Annotated in this window: 12 protein-coding genes; 8 read left to right on the top strand and 4 right to left on the bottom strand. The window is 53.1% G+C overall.

Translation table 11 applies throughout. The features are described 5' to 3' along the window. Positions 1-241 precede the first annotated feature (241 nt). Positions 242-6,979: an aminotransferase class I/II-fold pyridoxal phosphate-dependent enzyme gene (locus NQ495_RS01065; RefSeq protein ID WP_009134839.1), complete on the top strand. Its 6,738-nt coding sequence runs from the start codon at positions 242-244 to the stop codon at positions 6,977-6,979. A 117-nt stretch (positions 6,980-7,096) separates the two neighbouring features. On the opposite strand, the gene NQ495_RS01060 is transcribed toward NQ495_RS01065, so the two are convergent. From NQ495_RS01060 to NQ495_RS01050, 3 genes are all read right to left on the bottom strand, one after another. After that, complete coding sequence (locus tag NQ495_RS01060) at positions 7,097-7,843, bottom strand: NigD1/NigD2 family lipoprotein (protein WP_009134840.1); 747 nt, start codon at positions 7,841-7,843, stop codon at positions 7,097-7,099. Positions 7,844-7,934: 91 nt separating this feature from the next. Beyond that, the gene (locus tag NQ495_RS01055) at positions 7,935-9,239 is read right to left on the bottom strand and encodes a porin family protein (RefSeq protein ID WP_009134841.1); all 1,305 of its coding nucleotides are present in this window, start codon (positions 9,237-9,239) and stop codon (positions 7,935-7,937) included. Position 9,240: 1 nt separating this feature from the next. After that, on the bottom strand, positions 9,241-9,774 hold the full coding sequence (locus NQ495_RS01050; RefSeq protein ID WP_040294609.1) for an RNA polymerase sigma factor: 534 nt from the start codon (positions 9,772-9,774) through the stop codon (positions 9,241-9,243). Positions 9,775-9,997: 223 nt separating this feature from the next. On the opposite strand from NQ495_RS01050, the gene NQ495_RS01045 reads away from it, so the two are divergent. From NQ495_RS01045 to NQ495_RS01015, 7 genes are all read left to right on the top strand, one after another. Beyond that, a complete protein-coding gene (locus tag NQ495_RS01045) occupies positions 9,998-11,104 on the top strand; it encodes a dihydrofolate reductase family protein (protein WP_040294610.1) in 1,107 nt (368 codons plus the stop codon). A gap of 135 nt (positions 11,105-11,239) precedes the next feature. After that, positions 11,240-11,824 (top strand): TetR/AcrR family transcriptional regulator, encoded by a 585-nt coding sequence (locus NQ495_RS01040; protein ID WP_009134844.1) that lies wholly within the window; start codon positions 11,240-11,242, stop codon positions 11,822-11,824. 10 nt (positions 11,825-11,834) lie between these two features. Continuing rightward, the gene (locus NQ495_RS01035; protein ID WP_009134845.1) at positions 11,835-13,253 is read left to right on the top strand and encodes a TolC family protein; all 1,419 of its coding nucleotides are present in this window, start codon (positions 11,835-11,837) and stop codon (positions 13,251-13,253) included. Positions 13,254-13,308: 55 nt separating this feature from the next. After that, positions 13,309-14,295 carry an HlyD family secretion protein gene (locus NQ495_RS01030; protein WP_009134846.1) on the top strand — a complete coding sequence of 329 codons (987 nt, stop codon included), beginning with the start codon at positions 13,309-13,311 and terminating at the stop codon, positions 14,293-14,295. Between the two features lie 6 nt (positions 14,296-14,301). Then, positions 14,302-15,477 carry an ABC transporter permease gene (locus NQ495_RS01025; RefSeq protein WP_009134847.1) on the top strand — a complete coding sequence of 392 codons (1,176 nt, stop codon included), beginning with the start codon at positions 14,302-14,304 and terminating at the stop codon, positions 15,475-15,477. 1 nt (position 15,478) lies between these two features. After that, a complete protein-coding gene (locus tag NQ495_RS01020) occupies positions 15,479-16,708 on the top strand; it encodes an ABC transporter permease (protein WP_009134848.1) in 1,230 nt (409 codons plus the stop codon). Between the two features lie 11 nt (positions 16,709-16,719). Then, positions 16,720-17,757 (top strand): Gfo/Idh/MocA family oxidoreductase, encoded by a 1,038-nt coding sequence (locus tag NQ495_RS01015; protein WP_009134849.1) that lies wholly within the window; start codon positions 16,720-16,722, stop codon positions 17,755-17,757. Positions 17,758-17,980: 223 nt separating this feature from the next. Here the strand turns inward: NQ495_RS01015 and NQ495_RS01010 are convergent, their stop codons facing one another. Continuing rightward, positions 17,981-20,773, bottom strand: a complete 2,793-nt coding sequence (locus NQ495_RS01010) for an alpha/beta hydrolase family protein (protein ID WP_009134850.1) — start codon at positions 20,771-20,773, stop codon at positions 17,981-17,983. Positions 20,774-20,796 lie beyond the last annotated feature (23 nt).

Raw genomic sequence — 20,796 nt, 5'->3', positions numbered from 1 at the left:
TTGCTCAATTGTTCATAACCTGTTCGGAAGATTGAGCTGCGGATCAATCTTTTTTATTATTTTTGATCACGGCCAATTACTTATACCCGGGCCTTTTCAATTATTTTTATTTGTATATTTTAAAACAAATAAAATAAAATTTTAACATCAAGACACTTTTTTACATCTACACCCGTATATTTGTGCTGTCATCGTGTATAAACGAACGCAAGAAGAACAAACGCAAACTATCTGAAAAATCATGAAAATCGTAGGCGAACCGAAAGCATTCCTGAGCAACGAGGCTCTCCAGCTGCTGAACCTGTACGAATCGTTGGGCGAGCGGGCCGAAATCTTCCTGCCGCGCCACATCTTCGATAATCTGACCAGCTTCGTCAGCCTCTGTATGGAAGAGCCCGACGATCCGGCCCGCCAACAGGCCGAGATCAACCGTTACCTGCTCAAATTCCGCGAGGATATCCCCGGTTATACCGATGTGTCGCTGATGCTGATCCCTCACAACAACTCGAAAGCATTCGAACTGAGCAGCAAACGCGGAGAATTCGTCAAAAAGATCAATTCGGTGCTCGATACCGACGGGACGACTACCGAAATCAAAAATGTCCTGATCAATATCCGCGACAGCCATGACCTTTCGGTCGGCACGCCGCCGATCAACAGTTATCACATCGACTTCATGTCGCAAATCCAGTTAGGCGGGCACGTTCGCGACCTACGCAAATACCGCGACGTGATCGGCGTAACGGGCGACATCAACGAAGCGCACTGGAACTACCTGATGGACACGCTCGAACAGATGATCAGCCAAAGCACCCATTACACGACAAAAGCCGAAATTTGCGACTTCCTGCACCGCAGCAAGTGGGCCGTGAATTTCAAAGGGATGAACGGCATGATCCGTACAGTCGTGTCCGGGAACGCCGACAAAGCCGTCTCCCTGCTGCGCGGCGACGTATTCAGCAAGGACTGCGTCGTGGTAATGGAATCGCCCGCCCCGGAACTGCTCTACGAAAAGATGACGGCCGACACCACTTCGGTATTCGTCGTCAAGGTAAAGCACGCCCGCATCAACCATTATGCCGGTGAAAAATGGTTCCCGCTGCTGACGCGATTGGTGATCGTGGACGACTCGAAAGAGTCGCGCAGCTCGAATACCTCGCTGATCTTCTGTTTCCACAACGGCATTATCAATACGCTCAACAAAGTACACACCAAAAAACTCGGCTCGCCGTCGAATACACAGCTGAACCTGCGCCTGATCCTGGAAAATGTCAACCCGACCTATCTCAAGGAGTTCCGAGAAAAGATAGAAGCCCAGATCGGAGAGTACGCCGCCGAACTCGAAACGCTGCTCAACGAACAGACGGGCGATCCGAACGATATCGAGAAACGGATCACACTCTTCAAACTCGACTCTTTCTCGCGGCAGGTCGTACAGGATAAATACTCGCTCGAAAAGCTGCGCGACTTTATCTTCTTCCTTGAGAACTGCCACAAACAGGAAACCAAGAAGGTACAGACCCAGGAGCTGATCGACGAGTTCGAAAGCCGCATGAAAAATTATTTCTATGCGGGCAACAAACTCATCGACGTCATAACGATCCTCGAAGGCGGTGGCCGTCACCAAATCAAGACTTTCGGGGACTACCTGCGCAGTAAAACGTTCAACAACCTGAACAGCAAAATCCGCTATGCATGCCAGCTGATCCTCGACATCATTCCGAGCTGCTACGAGCGGACGCTGCACAATCATTTCCATAAGAATTTCGGCATCAACCTGTTCCTTGAGAAATACCAGGAATACCTAACCAAAACGGGCAAAGATGCCGACAACAAGGGGCGCTTCGAGAAGTTCCTGATCGACCTGGGCATCCGCGACAAATACTTCGCGCTCAAAGAAGAGGACAAGGAGATCGTCAAAAATTTCCTCGCCGCGTTAGGCAACCTCGACCAGACCTCGGTATCGGATGCCGTACAGATGATCATCCGCGACCTGCTGTTCAACCCGAACGGCCGGCCGAAGCCCTATATCATTTACAATGCGATCCAGGCCTGGGAGTACAAAGACCTGCTGCCGGACGACTGTTTCGACATCAATCCGTTCGACATCGAAATCGAGAACGACAACGAAGGCAGGCTTGCCTACGACCGCCTGATCGACCGGTTGCAACGGATCAAATCGACCTTGGCATTATTCGACGACAGCGGCAGCCTGTGGGACCTTTTCTGCGAAAATACGACGATCATCGTCAACGACCCGAACAATCCCACGGGTTATACCGATTTCAACAGCGAGGCGGCCAACAACTTTCTGCGTTTCCTGAACAGTTGCAAAATCACGCTGTTCCTCGACGAAGCATACGCAGAGAGCGTCAAGATCGAAGACCGCGAGTTGCCAAAATGGCGTACGCTTTCTCGCTACATCATGAACAACATTAACGCGCAGTCGCGTATCAAGGCCATTTCGTCGCTTTCGACCACGAAGAACCTCGCCGCCACGGGCGAACGCCTCGGCGCCGTAGCCGTCACTCCCCAGGCAACGGACTTCGCAAAATACGCACGGGCCTGCAACAGCGCCGAACACGGCAACAACAACTCGTTGCTGATGCTCAACAATACGCTCGAGATCGCCCAGGTAGCCAAGCGCATCAAAGACCAGATCGAAGCCGAACTGCCGAAAAACGCTTCGCGTTCGAAAATCAAAAAGGCGATCGTCAAATTTATCGTCAGCCAATTCGAAAAGACCCAGCAAAACAACGAGATCAGCAAAACCAACCGCCAGTTGCACAAAACGGCCGGCTTCGAGGGGTCGCCGCTCTACCTGTTCCTGCTCGACGAACTGGTAGCCCTGGACAAGCTAGACGTACTGGGACTGCCGGACGATTTCAAATACCACGACGAACCGTTTTTCGTCTACTACCAAAGCAAGTTGGTGGAAAACCTGAACCGTTTCCGGGTGAACAAGAACTTTCGCCACGAATCGCTCACGCGTATGAAGATGGCCAAAGAGATCGGACAGCGCCTGCTTGACAACAGTCCGGCGGGGACAGCACTACGAGTCATCCAATCGGACGGTTCCTACCTGTTCAACTTCAAGATCACCGGTCCCTATTCGTACCCCGACCTGCTGCTGTTCTGCCAGATGCTGGCCCGGAACAAAGGCGTAGCCACCGTACCGTATCCGACAGGACTCGTACGCTTCTCTTTGGGCGGCTATACCTCGGCATCGAAAGAGGGGTTGAAAGTTCTCGGGGCCGAATTGGAAGATGCCTTTTCGATCTTCATCCGGTATTGGAACCAATTTGCCGCCATGCGTGCCGATTCGGCGAACAAAGAGCGTGAAAGCAGCGCCCTGCTGAATGAGATGTTCCGCTATCCGAAAGACAAAGATTTCATCGAGAGCATCATTGCGGATTATCCGCTTTCAGCGAAATACAAGAAAGACAAAGCGCCGTCGCTGCAAATCCGCGACGTACGCTCGCTGTACCACGCCTCTCCCGAAAAAAGCGGCGTAACGATCACTACAATCGGAAGGTCGGCCAACTCGGTGATCGAGCTGCACGGCGATATCGTCGGCACCTGCAAAGACGTTTTCGAATTCGTCCGCAGTTCGGCATTCACCAAAATCTATGAAAACCTGCTCGCACAGGTTTACAAACGTGTTCCGGCGCTGGCCGACCTGGATTTCAACACGGTCAGTTCGAAATACAGCAAAGCGGTCATCCTGAAATACATTACCAACAAACGGACTTTCCAGCCGAACCACCACGTACTCGACAACCCCGAGGAGAAGAGTGTAATGATGGAGATCCTGATCGAGATGGAGAACTTGCTCTTCTCGGACAGCAAAATGAAAATCCTGGCTATCAACGCAACGGGCAGTCCCGAACTCGACAAGGCAAAGCTCGAAGGATTGAACTCGATCATCAAAAAGTATATCCGGGAGATCTTGCTGCACTTCAACCTGCCGTTCGAGAAGGAGAGTCTCGAACCTAGCCGCCGCGAAATTATCCAGATGGCCGGCGCATGCTTCGAAGAGATCACCGGTATCAAGCTTTTACAGTTGAACCTGAATATCTGGATCGACGAATTCATGCGCACGCTGCGTGACAAAGAAGAGTTCCGCAACCTCACCATCTCGCAAAAAAGCATCGGCTATATCGAAGACGTACTGCGCACAGGAGTGGACCGGGCAGCCGAAATCACGGACAAGATACTCTACCTGTACCTACTCGAAAACGACAAGTCTTTCTACAAGATGGTCTGCGACAAACTGGCCTATTTCGACAAGCGCATCAGCGACTGCGACGACACGGAAGTGAGGATGCTCACCGAAGAGTTCGTTTCGAGCATCATGCCGATGCAGTTGCAGGAACTGAGTAACTACATCATGCGCAAGAAAGACATCAAGATCGCAGAAAGCGAAATCTATGCGGTCAGCCGCCGCGTCGTGCGATTCTACATCAGCCTGATCAAGCGCACCCGGGGTACGGACTATTACAACCGTTATGCGCATACGATCGTACGGATCGTCGAAACGGCATTCAAGAAGCAAAATTCCAGCGTAAACGAAATGGTACAACACGGCATTTCGATTTACAAAGGTTTCGAAATGGAAAACAAGTCGCTCGAAACCTTCGCCGGAGGCCGTATCAACTGGATTAACGAACTGATGACCAAGTGCGGCGTAATCTCGTCGGAACAGCCCGTACAGGAACACACGCGGATCGTTACCGACGCAAAAAAACGCGAATATCCGTTCCACAAGATCGACCGGGTGGAAAGCAAAAAGCCTGATGGGGAGATTCCTTCCGATTATCCGGCCGAATACATCCGCTACATCGACTTGCGGCCCGATCCGTCGTTCTTCGTACACCGCCTCGCACGTTTCGTCGCGAACATGGACTCGGACGACTACCGTTGCAAGGTGGTTAAGCACGGCATTGTCAAGGAGCTGGTCATCTTCCAGAAGGGTTACCTGAAATACCTGACCGACAACTACCGGCTCAATTATACGGAAGACATCAGCCTGCAGGACATCCGTAATTTCGTGCCGGACGTCATTTCGCTGCTCGGCGCCCCGGAAAAACTGATTTCATTCCCGCAGATCGGTTACTTCGACATCAAAGGTCCCGCAGGCAACATCAAGACGATCGTCACGCCGCTCAAGTCGGAAGCCGATTATTTCGGCGACGTAAAAAAACCGCGCCTGACGGTCATCAACGAAAAGGTGAAAGAGATGGGTGGCACGCCGCGCCACGGATCGCTGTTTATGGTCGAAGAGAACGACGGCAGCGTCTTCGTAATCGAGATCAACGGCGACAGCGGGGTAGGCAAGAGCGAAATGATCGCCGCCTTTGTCCTCAAATGGCTGCGCAACAATCTCGAAGGCATCCGCTCGGTGAAGATGGTCGCCGGCGACATGTTCCACGAGTTCCAGGACGCCGACGGAAATCTTTACGGCATCGGTACCGAAGTGGGCGATTTCTCGCGTACGACCGATTTCGATCCCGACTATATCAAATACTACAAGTACCTGTTCGAAAGCAGTGCGGACAGCAACGTGGACGACCGCAACGCCCGCAGTACCGTGAGCGGCATGTGCGACATCACGATGCCTTACAAGGTGGATATCATGCTGTCGGCCAGTAACTATTCGAAAAACGAAGGCGGCATTACACGGATCGACAATCCGGAAAACTTTCTGCTCTATATCGATGCACACGGTGAACGCAAGGAGAAAGCAACCAGCGGAGACGGCCCGAACTTCCAGTGCACGCTCAAACGCTACACGGCCGACAAGAATATCGTCGAGGTGATCTCACGTCACGGCAACTACCTGGACGACATTCTCGACTGGGATTTCTCTCCCGCCGACCAACAATACTACCTCGCTTCGTCATTCAAACTGCTCGACAAGATAGATATCACCGAAGTGGTGAAAATGATCTTCGCAGGCAGGTCGTTTACCCGGGATGGGGTAGCCTACACGATCGAAAATGTGGCATTCGACATGATCCAGAACCGCTTCATCGCAACGGTTTCGTACCGGTTCGGCGATGACAGGCTGACCGATGAAAAACAGATCGACCGCAAAATGTTCAGCGCGATATTCGATGCACTGGCCAGTACGCCGGGCGGCCAGCCGTTCATCTCGGAAGAGGGACAGGTAGAATGTATTCACAATCTTATCACCTGTCTGCGCGGCGGCAAAGACGGCAAGGGTGGGGCACGCCACATCCAGTGCGGCGTACTGTCAACCGAAATCGGCAAGAAAGGCCGCGAAATCACGGGCCCGCAGAAGGCGGCGGCCGCACTCAAACAACTGATTCAGGAAGTCCGTGTGAACAAACCCGAAATCAACGAAGGCAAGATCAAGGTAAAACGGTTGCTGAATGAAAAGTACCGACATCTTTTCCACGGAGAGATGAACAGCTCCGAGTTGTGGCGCTACAACTTCTACCTCTACCAGCTCGACAACATGCGTAAAGCCGATTTGCGCCGGATGGACAACAAGTCCAAAAAGGTGGACATCACCAACCTTGTCAATTTCCATCCGTCCGACCCGAATCACGAATTCAGTCCGCTGTTGGTAAATCCCAACCTGAACATCGAACTGACGAGCTTCGGGGAAACATTCGAGGAATTGATGAGTTTTCCGAACTATCCCGATTTCGCAGAGGAGTTTGCGGCCAAAGTACCGACACTTTACATCGCCGAAGGCTACAGCGAAGAGACGAACATCAACAATATGATCGTACAGTTATTGATGCTCGAAGGCTACATCAGCAGCGACGACCTGGCCCGGGGGAGCGTAATCGAGAAGGTAAACCGGGAAACGATCGCAGCTGCCAAATATGCAGTAGTGCAGTACCTGAATTCGCTCAAAAAACAGGGAAGCGAACCGGCGGCAGCCAAACCGGAGAACGATAAAACAGCACTCAAAACAGTAACCAAACCGGGTCCGAAGCGCAAATAAAAGTTTCGGAAAAAAGGTTCTGAAAGCAAAAAGAAGCGGGGCGCCTAATGGCGCCCCGCTTCACTTGCTAACCTTAATTAAATAACCCACAGAACTAACCGGGCTTTCGCCCTGTTATTATTTGATCGCCCCCAGGGCTGCACCGGTCGATTGTTCGTCTTTTGCGCCGGTAAGCGTCGTCGATGCAGCAGGATCGTCAAGGGTAAAAATACCCGAATCGCTGCGCTCTACATTGTTGTAATTGGTCCATTTGAGCGTAATCTTAACCGATTTTTGCCCGGCCGGGACCAACCCGCTGATGTCAAACGACACGCGGCCGAAAGCAAGCGAAGTCGCCGGGTCTCCATAAGCGTTATGCTTAAGGATAACCACCACATTATCCGCCGTGGAATTCTGTTCGTCCACCAGCAAATTGATAAAATGCGCCAGAGAAGGATCGAAACGGAATACGAAGAAATTCACGTTCAAATAGTTTCCCCCGAACCAGGCGTCCTCGACATCGATCGGGTCGTTGCCCAGTGCCGTCAACTCTTCGGGAGTCAGTTTCGTCGAATAAACGGGATCCTTGCTCAGAATTTTCTCAATAGCGTTAAGCCGGACTTCGAAACCGTTGGCGGTCTGCTTTTCAATGGTATAGTTGACCCTCACACGCATGCCATCCACCACAGGAAACGAAGGGACCAGGTTCTCGATAACGGTCAGGGTATTGCCTCCGTCCGTTTTAATGGTATAGGCATCCTGAGTGCCCACGATCACGCCGTAACTCACGTAAAAATTGTCACTGGAACCATCTTTATTGCAAGAGACCAAAGCGACCGAGAGCGCGGCTATCAGTAAAGCGAAAAGTTTTGATACTCGTTTCATAACTTAGAGCTTAAAAGGTACATTAAGGATTAGAATTTCAGACGTCTTTTACACAAAGACGGTACCACAACCCAAAATGTTGCATGGCGCATTAAAATTTAAACCGGAAACCGACACGGACGTTGAAACTCCACGGATTGTCCGTCCGGTAGGAGCGGGGTTGGTTGCTGTTGGGGAAATAATAATTGGCCCCCGGCTCGAGATAGAGTCCGAAATTCTGCACAAAATCGTAACTGATACCGGCTCCGAGCCCAACCGACCACAGCACACCGCTGGCCGGCAATTTATCATCGATGTCGGACGCAAACACCCCATGATTGAAGATACGGGTATACCCATGCGCCGAAAGCGCCATTTCGGCCATACCGCCGCCCTGCAGATAGATGTCCAGCCGTTTGTTTTGGTAAAGCGAATAGCTCAGATTGAGCGGAATGCCCAAATAATGTATCTTCTGTTTATACCTATAAGTATATTCAGCATCCAGATCGCCGCTGGATTCCAGATAGGAATATACAAGCCCGGTTTCGATACCCCAACGGTCGGTCAGCCGTTTTTTCACATTCACCCCGACCGAAATGGGGAAGCGGTGTTTGAGATTACGCCCAATGAACGTAACGGCATTTTTCGTGTAATTCGACTCCACCAACGCTGCGTTGAAAGCCGTTTGGCTCCTCAGCAACTTTACATCGGATGCCCCGGAAGCATGTGCGCTCGTATAGGCCGAGACCATCCACGAACGGCGCTGCGGTTTAAGTCCGCTATTCCAGTCAAAACCATTGCGGTACGAAGCCTTGCGATCCACTCCGTCGGTCTGGGACCGGGTAAACGGCGATTGATCCGATGTTTGAGGTCCTTGCGCCAGGTATGGCTCATCCGTCCGGTCCGGTCCTTCGATCTCATCGGGAGACAAAACGGTCGGTTCCGGCCATGCAGACGGCTCCTGCGGGACATTCAACCCCGCCGAAACCATTGCCCGATGAAGGGGATTCTGCGCACTTTGAGTCGGCTGAACCGGGGTAACGCTCCGCACCGAGCGGAACAGTTTTTCGAGAGCGGGATCGTTCAAAGGTTCCGTGTTGGCAATCATATCCGCTTTCATAGCCTGTTCCAAGGCCGGCAGCGAACCGCCTTTCGATACCGTGCCCTCCTGCAGAGAAGCAACCATCTCCCCGCTGTGCCGGCCGAATTGATAGACGCCGAATCCGATTAAAAGGGCTATAGCGGCAGCAATGGAGTATTTTACACTACGCCCGAGTGAGCGCTTGCGAACCACCCCGGCCGCATTTTCAGCAAGGACCAGCCGACGCTCCATTTCATTCCAGGACGGAACCGCATAATCCGCTTCCGGGTCCTGCAGCTTGGAGTGCAATATGTCATCAAACCGGTCTCGTTTCATCTTACATCATCTCTGCTTTTTGCAACATCTTTTGCAGATAGATCTTTGCACGGGCGTACTGCGAACGGGAAGTACCTTCGTTAATGCCCAGCATTTCGGCGATCTCCTTATGCGAATAACCTTCTATGGCAAAAAGGTTCAGCACCACCCGGTATCCGTCGGGTAGCCGATCGATGCACCGGCGCAGTTCGGCGGCTTCCATCCGTTCGAATACCGTGACATCGTGATTGTCCAGTTGAACCAGGCCATCCACGGGTACCGAGCCGTTCAGCACATTTGCCTTGCGCAGGTATCCCAATGCGGTATTGACGAAAATACGGCGCATCCATCCTTCAAAAGAGCCTTCCGAACGGAAATCCCCGATTTTACTGTACACCGTGATAAAACCGTCGTGCATCAGGTCGCAGGCCACATGGTAGTCCTTCACATAGCGCATGCATATGCCCAGCATCTTGGGGGCATATGTTTCATAGAGCTTCTGTTGGGCGACGCGGTCATGCTGACAACAACGTTTTATCAACTGTCTTTCGGTCACTGTACTCGCAGGATAAATACCGATCTATCTTACCAGATAGATGGATTTGATTCGTCTTTCGTTGCTTCTATAACGTGAAACATGATAAAATGTTTCAGAAAACCATACATTTTCGCACCATTCATCCTCATGTACACTTTCCCTTATACAAAGGTACACAAATTTGTGATTTAGAAAAATTTAAATGATCTTTGTTTTGTATAACAGATCTACTTTTCCGGCTATGATCGTATGGGCCTCGGCAGCCGTCTCGCTCGACGGATATATAGACGACACCACTTCCCGGCGTCTTGTGCTTTCTGGCACAAAAGATTGGGAACAGGTCCGCGCTTTGCGGGCCGAATGCGACGCGGTGCTGGTGGGTGCGGAGACCATCCGCAAAGACAATCCGGCATTGGTCACCCGCAGTGAAAAACTGCGCGAAAAACGTACGGCGCAAGGCAAGCCTGCCGACCCTGTCAAAGTGACTGTCAGCGCGAGTGGACGGCTCGATCCGCAAGCCCGGTTTTTCACAGAAGGGACGGGCCGAAAGATCGTAATCGTCGGAACGGGAGCATCACCGGAACATTTGGCAGCATTACGGCGCGTCGCCACGGTAATCGTCGCTAAAACAGACCCGATTACCCCGGAAACGATCCTGCAGCTTCTCTCGCAAGAGGGTATCCGTACGCTGTTTATCGAAGGGGGTACCCGTATCCTGACCCAATTTCTCACCGCAGATGCGATCGATTATTTGCGTATGGCTACGGCTCCTTTTTTTGTCGGCGACTCACACGCCCCACGTTTCGTACATGCAGGAAGGTTCCCTCACAACAAAGATCGGCGGATGCACCTGCTCAGCACCCAGGCGGTAGGGGATATGTCCGTTGCCATTTATGCGCTGAAAGCTTCCGCTGAAGATTATGCCCGCATGGAACAGGCCATTACACTGGCCGCTCAGTGCCCGCCGTCGAAAGGCGCTTATTCGGTAGGGGCCGTAATCGTAACCGAAGACGGGCAGGTATTCACCGGGTACAGCCGGGAAACCGCCCCGACCAACCATGCAGAGGAAGAGGCCATCCTCAAAGCCATTCGGGCCGGCAGCCGGCTCACCGGAGCAACTGTCTATTCCAGCATGGAGCCCTGTACTACACGGAAGTCCAAACCGGCCTCCTGCTCCGAACTGATCATCCTCCACCGCATGAAACGGGTTGTGTTCGCCGCATACGAACCGCCGACCTTCGTCACCTGCCTCGGGGAAGCAGTTTTACGGCAAGCCGGGATAGAGGTTACCATCCTCAGCGACCTTGCACAAAAAGCACTGGATGTCAACCGACACCTCGCGAAATAACCGACAATACCTGCATACGATTCAACTTTTGTCCGAATTTTTCATTAATAAATGAATAATTATTCATTTATTTTTTGAGTTTTGAAAAATTGTTTCCATTTTTGCCGCAAGAATGAACGTTCATTCATTAATGCAATGGCCAAAAAGATCGACACATCCAAAATCGAACGTATCCGGCAGGCATCGGTCGAGATTATCAGCGAGTGCGGCATCACCGGCAGTTCGGTCGCAGCTATCGCCCAGCGGGCCGGGGTGTCGGCAGGTTACCTGTACCGCCATTACCCGAGTAAGGTGAAGTTGGTGAACGACCTGCTCAATGACGCACTGAATTCGATCACGGAGCGAATCGATGCGCTGATCGGCGAAAACGACCGTATCGACAGGATTGTCAGCGGAATCATCGGTTTCATCTTTGAGAGCGCCAGCCTGAATCCGTATCGGTTGAAGTTCCAGATTATGTTGCTGAACGACTTTTCGACCGAGATCGATCCGGCGATCCGCGAACAGATTCGCCAGATCGGGGAGACACTGATCCGCAAAGGACATGAAAACGGATCGGTTCGGAAAAATGTGAGTATCGAAGATTTTTACATAGCTTTGGTCGGTATCCCGATGCAATACCTCGCTGCGCGGTACAAATTCGGCTTCGGAGCGAACGACTGGGATATCGCCGCCGAAATTGAGAAGATTACAAGAATATCCATGTGTGCAATCAAATAGAACCAACCATATGAAAAAAATAGTTTTTGCAGCACTTGCCATGAGCCTTGCCTCGAGTCTCGCAGCCCAACCGAAGCAGACGCTCTCTTTCGACGAAGCGCTGAACCTCACGCTGACCAACAACCCGAGCATCAAGGCGTCAACATATGAACAAGAAGCCGCAGAGCGCGAACGTAAAGCAGCATACGGCCTGCGCCTGCCGAAAATCGGGGTAACCGGCGCTTATGCTTATCTTTCGGAGGACATCAACATCGACCTCAATGGAATGAAAGAACCGGTCGGCGGACTGATCGGGGGCATGGGCGGAGTACTGCCCCCGGCGGTACTTCAGCAGGCACAGGCACTGATGAAACAGAATTGGGCGCTTCCGTTGCAGGACCGCAGCCTCGGAACGGTCGGGGGCACGATTACCGTCCCGGTCTACACCGGCGGCAAAATCAACGCTGCAAACAATGCGGCAAAGATCAAAATCAGCGAAACCGAGCAGAAAGGGTATCAAACCCGCAACTCGCTCGTCTCCGAGCTGACCGAACGCTATTACGGGCTCTCACTGGCGCTGCAGGTAGTCGAAGTGCGCCGCCAAGTGCTCGAAGGGATGCAGCACCATCTTGCCGATGCGAAAGCGCTTGAGGCCAACGGTATCATCGCAAAAGGCGAACGGCTCTATGCTGAAGTTCACACGGCCGAAGCCGAACGGGAATACCTCGCCGCACAAAAAACGGCCGCAACACTGAACAGTGCACTCTGCAATACCCTGAACGCTGAAACGACCTATCAGCCGATCTCGTCCATGTTCATCCTCAGCCAAATCGAAGACGTCGACCATTTCAAACAACTCGCGTTAAACAACAATCCGCAGTTACGGCAGGTCGGACTGAAAAAAGACCTCGCCGTAGAAGGAGTCCGGCTCCAGCGGGCCGACTTCGCTCCGCAAGTAGCCCTGATGGGAGGCGCTTCGTTCTATAATTATCAGGTGACTCCGCTCATGCCGCGCTGGGCTGTCGGGGCTGGGGTTTCGTTCAAGATTTTCGACGGATTGAACCGGGAATACAAGTTCAGCGCCGCCAAGTCGCAGGTACGCCAGGTCGAAGCGCTGAACGTCAAGGCCCAGCATGATATCCTGACGCTGATCGACAAGCTTTACAACGAAATGACGACCTACAACGAGCAGTTGCCCTCGATCGATGCGGCATACAACTTCGCCGCCGAATACCTGCGTATCAAGGAGGAAGCGTTCAAGGAAGGGGCTGCGCCTTCTTCGGATGTGGTCGATGCCCAGCTCAATCTGGCCAAGATCAAAACCGAACGCCTGCAGGCCGCCTATTACTACGACCTGATGCTGGCACGGCTGCTCGAAGCGTGCGGAGAAAGTGAAATGCTGACGGAGTATGCCCGGCGGCCGGCCGCAATGCCGATCCGTTACGAATAACCCGTCGATCGTGACAATGACCCCATAACAAAGACAATAAAAATAGAACACCTATATGAAAAAGAGCAATGTAATCGGACTGACTATCGGCATCGTCGTAGTCATCGTCGCCGTTTCGCTGATCTGCTGGTTCGCGATCAAGCCCGTTCCCAATTTCATCCAAGGCGAAGTAGAGGCGACGAGTGTCAAAATTTCGTCTAAAGTCCCCGGCCGCATCGAACAGATGGACGTCAAGGAGGGGCAGCAAGTTACCAAAGGGCAACAGCTGTTTATGCTGAGCACGCCGGAAGTGCAAGCCAAACTGCAACAGGCACAAGCCGTCCGCCAGGCTGCCGGGGCACAAAGCGAGAAAGCCCGTCGTGGCGCCCGGGTACAGGAAATCGAGGCCGCATACAACATGTGGAAAAAAGCGGAAGCGGGCCGGGAATTGGCACAGAAGAGTTATGACCGGATCAAAAACCTGTACGAGTCCGGAGTGGTGCCGGCCCAGAAATTCGACGAGGCATCCGCGAACCTGCAGGCGATGAAAACGACGGCGCAAGCCGCACAATCTCAGTACAACATGGCCGTGGAAGGAGCGCGCCTCGAAGACAAGACCGCAGCGGCCGCACTGGTCGCACAAGCTACCGGAGCCGTCTCCGAAGTGGAATCGTACGCCAGCGACGCCATCCAGTATTCGCCGATCGACGGAGAAGTGTCGACGGTGATCGCCGAACCGGGCGAGCTGATCGGCTCCGGCTATCCGGTCATCACCCTGCTCGACATGAACGACCTGTGGGTGACGTTCAACGTCAAGGAAGACCTGTTACCCAAAGTGAAAATCGGATCGATCCTCACCGCTTATGTGCCGGGACTGGCCAAAACCATTCAACTGAAAATCGATTACATGGCCGCACAGGCCGAATACGCGACCTGGTCGGCCACCAAAACGCGCGGCGATTTCGACATCCGCACATTCGAAGTGAAGGCACGTCCGGTAAAACGAATCGCAGGATTGCGTCCGGGAATGACCGTCACGGTCAACTGGGACGAAATAAAATAACCGCACATGAAACTGATCCGGGATTTCATAGCCGTACTGCGGCGCGAACTGGGGATGTTCAACAGCTACAAGACCTTCTCGCGGCTGTCGATCGGACTGCCCATCCTGTCGTTCGTCGTCTTCATCCTGCTGTTCCGCACCGGGGTGCCCCACGACATTCCCATCGCCGTATACGACCCGGGCAATACGCCTCTTTCCCGGCAGCTAAGCCGGATGATCGACGCGACGCCGTCGGCCCGCGTAGCCTACCACATCACCGATCTGGCCGAAGGGGAACGGATGATGAAAGAGGGGAAGATCGACGCGATCGTTTCGATTCCGCGCAGTTTGGAAAAAGACATTTACAGCAACAAGCAGTCGAACGTCGTGGCGTACATCAACGGCCTGAACCTCGTTAAAAACGGCATGCTCAACCGGGATATCCAAACCGTCGTGATGACATTTTCGTCGGGCATTCAGATCCAGACACTGATGAAACAGGGCATTTCTGAAAAAGAAGCCTACGACCTGATGATGCCGATTTATTTCGAAAAGCACATCCTGTTCAACCCCTTCTCGAACTACGAATACTACCTGCTGCCGAGTTTCCTGCCGCTGATGCTGATGCTATTTACGCTGCTGACAACGATCTTCACGATCGGCGTCGAACTGAAAAACAGCACCGCACGCGAATGGCTCGCTACCGGCGGCGGCAACATGCTCGTAGCCCTGGCGGGAAAACTGGCGCCTTACACGGTGATTTTCTTTGCACTGTGTATGCTGATGAACACCTGCCTGTTCAAGTTCCTGAGCGTCCCGTTGCAGGGAAACGTAATGCTGCTTTTCGTCTCGGGACTGGTTTACGTAATGGTATCTCAAGCCATCGGGGTCTTTATGATCGCGGCCCTGAGCAACCTTCGCCTCGCGCTTTCGATCGGGGGCGGCTACTCGGTGCTGTCGTTTACCTTTTCGGGGCTGACCTTTCCATTCATGGCGATGGACCTGCCGTTGCAAATTTTCGGATACATTTTCCCGATGACCTACTACGTCGAAATTTTCATCGATCAGGCGATGCGGGGCGCTCCGGTCGTCAATTCGTTCGCCTATCTGGGTTATATGATGCTCTTCCTGTTGCTGCCGCTGATTATGCTGCCGCGAATGAAGAAAATATGCACCGAAGAAAAATACTGGGGGAAACTGTAAAATGATAACAACCCGTTTTCAAAAGAAATTCCGCGAATTCGCCTCGGTGCTGCGCAACGAATATCGCAACATCTTCTGCGATGCAGGTGTACTGCTGATTGCCGTGGGCGCCATTTTCATCTACTCGACGGCCTATTCGCTCGCCTATAAAAACGAAGTGCTGCGCGACGTACCCGTCGCGGTAGTCGATAACAGCCGCACGCCGTCGAGCCGGCAACTGATCCGTTCGTTCGACGCCACACCCAACGTCAACGTCGTTTACAAACCGGCCAGCCTCGACGAAGCGAAAAAACTCTTTCTCGAACGGAAGGTAAACGGCATCATCGTCATTCCGGGCGACTATGAAAAGAAATTGATGCGGACCGAAAAGGTCAACCTTGCCATCTATGCCGATGCAAGTTACTTCCTGATGTACCGGCAGGTTTTTTTCGACATCATGGGCAGCATAGGCCATTCGAACAGCAACGTCGAATGGCTGCGGTTCGTCTCGAAAGGAGTTTCATCCAAGCAGGCCGAAGCACTGAGCAATCCCGTCTCGATATCGGTCCGGAACATGTACAACCCCTATCTGGGTTACGCCACCTTCATCATGCCGGCAATACTGATGGTCATCATCCAGCAGACGCTGCTGATCGGCATCGGTATGGTCGGGGGTACCTGGCGTGAAAAAGGCCTTTACAAAACATTGATTCCCAGCGGAGAACGACGCATGTCTGTATTACCGATCGTACTGGGGAAATCGGCGGCTTTCATTTCGGTTTACTGTATTACGCTCTCGTACCTGCTCTGCTTCCACTACAAACTATTCGGCTACCCGATGAACGGAAGCGCAGGCACGATCGTCCTGTTTCTGCTCCCATACCTGCTGTCGTGCACATTCCTCGGCGTGGCCCTCTCATCCTTGTTCCGCCACCGTGAAAACTCACTGCTGCTGCTGCTGTTCACTTCCATCCCGGTGCTGATGCTCAGCGGCGCCTCCGTTCCCCAGGAGTGTATCCCGCAATGGCTCTATTACGGGACCAAATTCATTCCGAGCGGCAGCGGTGTGGACGGCTTTATCCGCATCCAGACGATGGGGGCAACGCTTGCCGAAGTCAGCACCCAATTCTGGACACTCTGGATACTGACGGCAGTTTACTTCCTCCTGGCCTGCCTCGGCATGCGCCGAGTACTGCGTAAAACCGAACGGGAGGAGCGGTTGAAACAACTGACCGCCCAACCTGAATCCTAAACCCAAATGTCATGGAAAAGATCAAAACCGGAATCGCCTCTTTCGGCCTGTCGGGACAAGTGTTCCACGCACCGTTTCTCGACGTGCACGAAGGTTTCGAACTGTCGGCCATCGCCGAACGAAGCAACAACCTGGCCCGGGGTGCCTATCCCGGCGTACAGGTCGTTCGCTCGTTTGACGACCTGCTCGCGACGGATATCGAACTGGTCGTGGTCAATACCCCCGGACAGACTCATGCCGATTATTGCAGGCAGGCCCTCGAAGCGGACAAACACGTAGTCGTGGAAAAACCGTTCGTACCCACCTCTGCCGAAGCACAAGCATTGATCCGGTTGGCCGAGGAAAAAGGCCTGCTGCTGACGGTTTTTCAAAACCGACGCTTCGACGGGGATTTTCTGACCGTCAAACAAATCCTGCAATCGGGAGAGTTGGGCCGCATCGTCGAATTCCAATCCGCATTCCAGCGCTACCGGCCCGATATGGCCGCAGCACGGGCCCCTTGGCGGGAAGAACCGTTACCCGGTAACGGAATCACTTACGACCTCTGTTCACACCTGAGCGACCAGGCACTCGCGCTCTTCGGCAGGCCTGACGGTGTTTGGGCTACATTGGCTTCACAACGGGACGGCAGCCGAGTCGACGACTACAGCCTGATGCAGCTGCTTTACCCGAACCTGACAGTCACCCTGCGTGCCGGAATGATTATCCGGGAAGAGGGACCCCGGTTCGCCGTGCACGGGACAAAGGGCTCTTATGTCAAATACGGCCTCGACCCGCAGGAAGATCTGCTACGGTCAGGCAAAGCCACACCTTCACGCCAAGCGTGGGCCGCCGAAAGCGAAGCGGAGTGGGGCATCCTGAATACCGATGCCGGACGCCGCAAATACCCGACCGTCCCGGGGAACTACCTGGGCTACTACGATGCCGTTTACGGCGCTTTGCGTGACGGCGGGCCCACACCGGTGTCACACGAAGAGATGCTTACCGATATCCGGATGCTCGAAGCCGCATTCGAAAGCCACAGAAGCGGCTGTACGGTCAAAATCTGACCGACATACCACGCGCTCCACTGCAGGAATTCTGTACTACACTTGACATGCAAATTACCATACACCGGCCATACGCACGCTGGAAATAACGCATAGTCCAACCAACCGGACTGCACTGCATAAAACCGGAGGGCTTGAATATTTCCGAGTAAAGCCGCCAAACAAAAACGGAGTGGATGTAGATCCACTCCGTTTTCTATTTTCCCGTAATAAAAACTCAGGGTTACTCGGTGACCAGTTCGTATTTCTGGTCGATCCCTTTTTCGGTTACCGAAATACCCTCCTTCATCCAGCGGGGCATCGGCGCACCTTTCAGGTAGTGGTCGAAGAACTGATACATCCGCTTGTCCCAATCCATACTGGCGGCACGCGATGCAAGGTTGTGCGGCTCGCCGTTGTAGTTGAGCAACCATACCGGTTTGCCCAAACGGCGCAAAGCGATGTAATATTCGATACTCTGCGTCCAGGGCACCGCACCGTCGTTATCGTCATGGCGCAACAGCTGCGGAGTTTTGACGCGGTCGGCGAAGAACACGGGCGAGTTTTCGATATAGAGATCGCGGCGCTGCCAGGGAGTAGCCCCGATACGGCTCTGGCCCGTTTCATACTGCGAAGCGCGCGAAAAACCCGACTCATAACGAATGCCGCCGTATGCCGAAATCATGTTCGTGACAGCGGCACCGGGCGCGCTGCACGCATACAGGTCGGTCTGAGTCACCAGATGCGCGGTCTGGTAACCGCCCCAGCTTTGCCCCTGTAAACCGATCCGGTTCTTATCGGCGATTCCGCGGTCGATCAGCGCCATCGTTCCGCTCACTACCACATCGTAGCAACTTTTGGCCGGAAATCCGTCGCGATATTTGATATCCGGGATAAAGACGATGTAATCGTTGCTGGTGCAATAAACCGGATTGATGATCGAACGGCTCGGTGACGGAGTATTGTAACGGTATTTCAAGAAAGTTTGCACTTCGTAGAAATAGACGATGGTCGGGTAGGGTTTCGACGGATCGTAATCTTCGGGGAAGTGCAGCAAACCCTCGCATTCGTTACCGTTGAAATCGGTCCATTTGAACAGTTCGACCGATCCCCATTTGTAATCGGCCTGCTGCGGGTTAGCATTGGTCAGTTTCAACGAATCGCCGAACCGCTCGTTGCTGGTCCATAGGTCGCGGAACTCGTTGAAATTCTCACGGGTATAAATCAACCGGTCGCCTTTACGGGCAAAACCCGCAATCGCATAGATATAGGGGCCTTCCACCAGCTTCTGGATCGCCTGGCCCGGACGCAACGTATAATAACCGTTCTCCTTGTTGCCGCGGTTGAACGACAGGAACATCATCGGCCGGGTCATATCTACCGCCGATTTACCTTCGGTGCGGCTCTGGTTGACAAACTTGAACTGAGTGTTGGTCTCGCGGCCGATCTTAGTCAGGTTCCGGGAAGCTTTTTTACCCGAGGGATCAACCAACCAAAGATCGAACTGGTCGGGAATCAGCATCATCTCGTCCCCTTTCGTCCAACCGTACATGCCATACAGGGGCGGGGTTCCCGGGTGATCGTCATCGACATTATAGAGCGGATAAGGGATATCGGCCGTCAGGCGCGTATGTTTCAGCGTCTTCGTGTCGATCGAATACCACGAAGAGTCCGGCAGGTTGTAATAAGCCGCATATTTGGCCGACGGGGAAAGATACATCCCGCCGTATCCTTTTTTGCGCAGCAGCGTACGTTTGCCGGTTTTCAGTTCGATCAGATAAGAGTCCGACGGATCGAACATCTGAATTTCAGGTTCGGTATAAAGGCTGTACGGCAAGCGGGTCGTACCGATCGCATAGGGTGCATCCCCGTTCTCGGCAAACGACACCGACGGGAGATCCTTGTCGCCCAATGCTACGGCACGGTTCTCTTTCGGGAAATAGACCGCGGGATAGGAAGCCTCTTCGATTTTCTTTTTGTTTACCAATTGCGTCGGCATCAACATGGTATCGCGATAGCTCCAAACGTCCAGCGAAAACTTCTCATCGGCAGGCAACGTATCCTTGGGTACCTCTTTCGGTTTCGGAGCGATCCCGAATTGCAGGCGGTTCCCTTCGTGATTGAACGAAAGGTTCCCGAACCGGCTCACGGCATATCCGCCCGGCAACCCGATAATCTGCGCATCGGCCACTTGGCGGGGTTTCAGATCGGTTGTGGAAAAATAGTAGAGATCGTACAGCGCATGTTTCACCGTGTCGGCCGTCACCAGAAAAGCACCTTGCTCCCCGGAACGGTCCAGCACCAGCGAAGGCGAGACTGCACCAAGCTTGCTCGACCAAAGTTCACGCTGAAGGACGCCTCGCTTCGGATCGACGGTGTAGACATAGACCGCCTTGAGCGAATCGGCCTCACGGGTATAAAGCACCGACCTCCCGTTCTCGGCCACCGTGAAATTCTTCACACTGTCCACGACCGTACTGTCGCCCGTGCGGACATCGACGACAACCAGCCGGTCGTATTTGCCCGGGGTTTTATTTCCTTTGGCAGCACTATCCTTAACGGTCGTATCTTTAACCGGAGTCACCTCATAGGTATAGGCATAGAGCGCCCCCTTCGCCGACGTTTTCAGTTCTTTGGCGCCCGGCAGTTTGACCACCTTCATCTCGGCAAGATTCATCACGGCAAAGGTGTCTTTGGGCATCTTATCCGCCTTTACCTTGTCGATTTTGGCTTGGCGTACCTTGGCAAACGGTACGGCGATCTTGAAGGTAGCCCACGTATCGTTGTTAAACCATGCAGGGCTGCCGCCGCGTTCGATACGCGTCGTTTGTTTGGTTCCCGCATTGTAAAACTCGAGTAGGGCGTCACCGCGCTGCGGTGTGATCGCGTAACAAATCCAATCGCCGTTTTCGGAAACCTTAGGGGAAACAATCGATTTCCATCCGTCGTATGCACTCTGGTCCAACGGCTTCTTCTGTGCCGAAAGCGTAGTTGCCACGCAGGCCAGAACCAGAATCCATAATGATTTTAAGTTCATAGTTCAGCTATTTTAGAGATAAA

Source organism: Alistipes indistinctus YIT 12060, from assembly GCF_025144995.1.
Classification (GTDB): Bacteria; Bacteroidota; Bacteroidia; order Bacteroidales; family Rikenellaceae; genus Alistipes_A; species Alistipes_A indistinctus.
The sequence above is the reverse complement of the archived record's forward strand: the minus strand, read 5'-3'. Positions and strand labels throughout refer to the sequence as shown.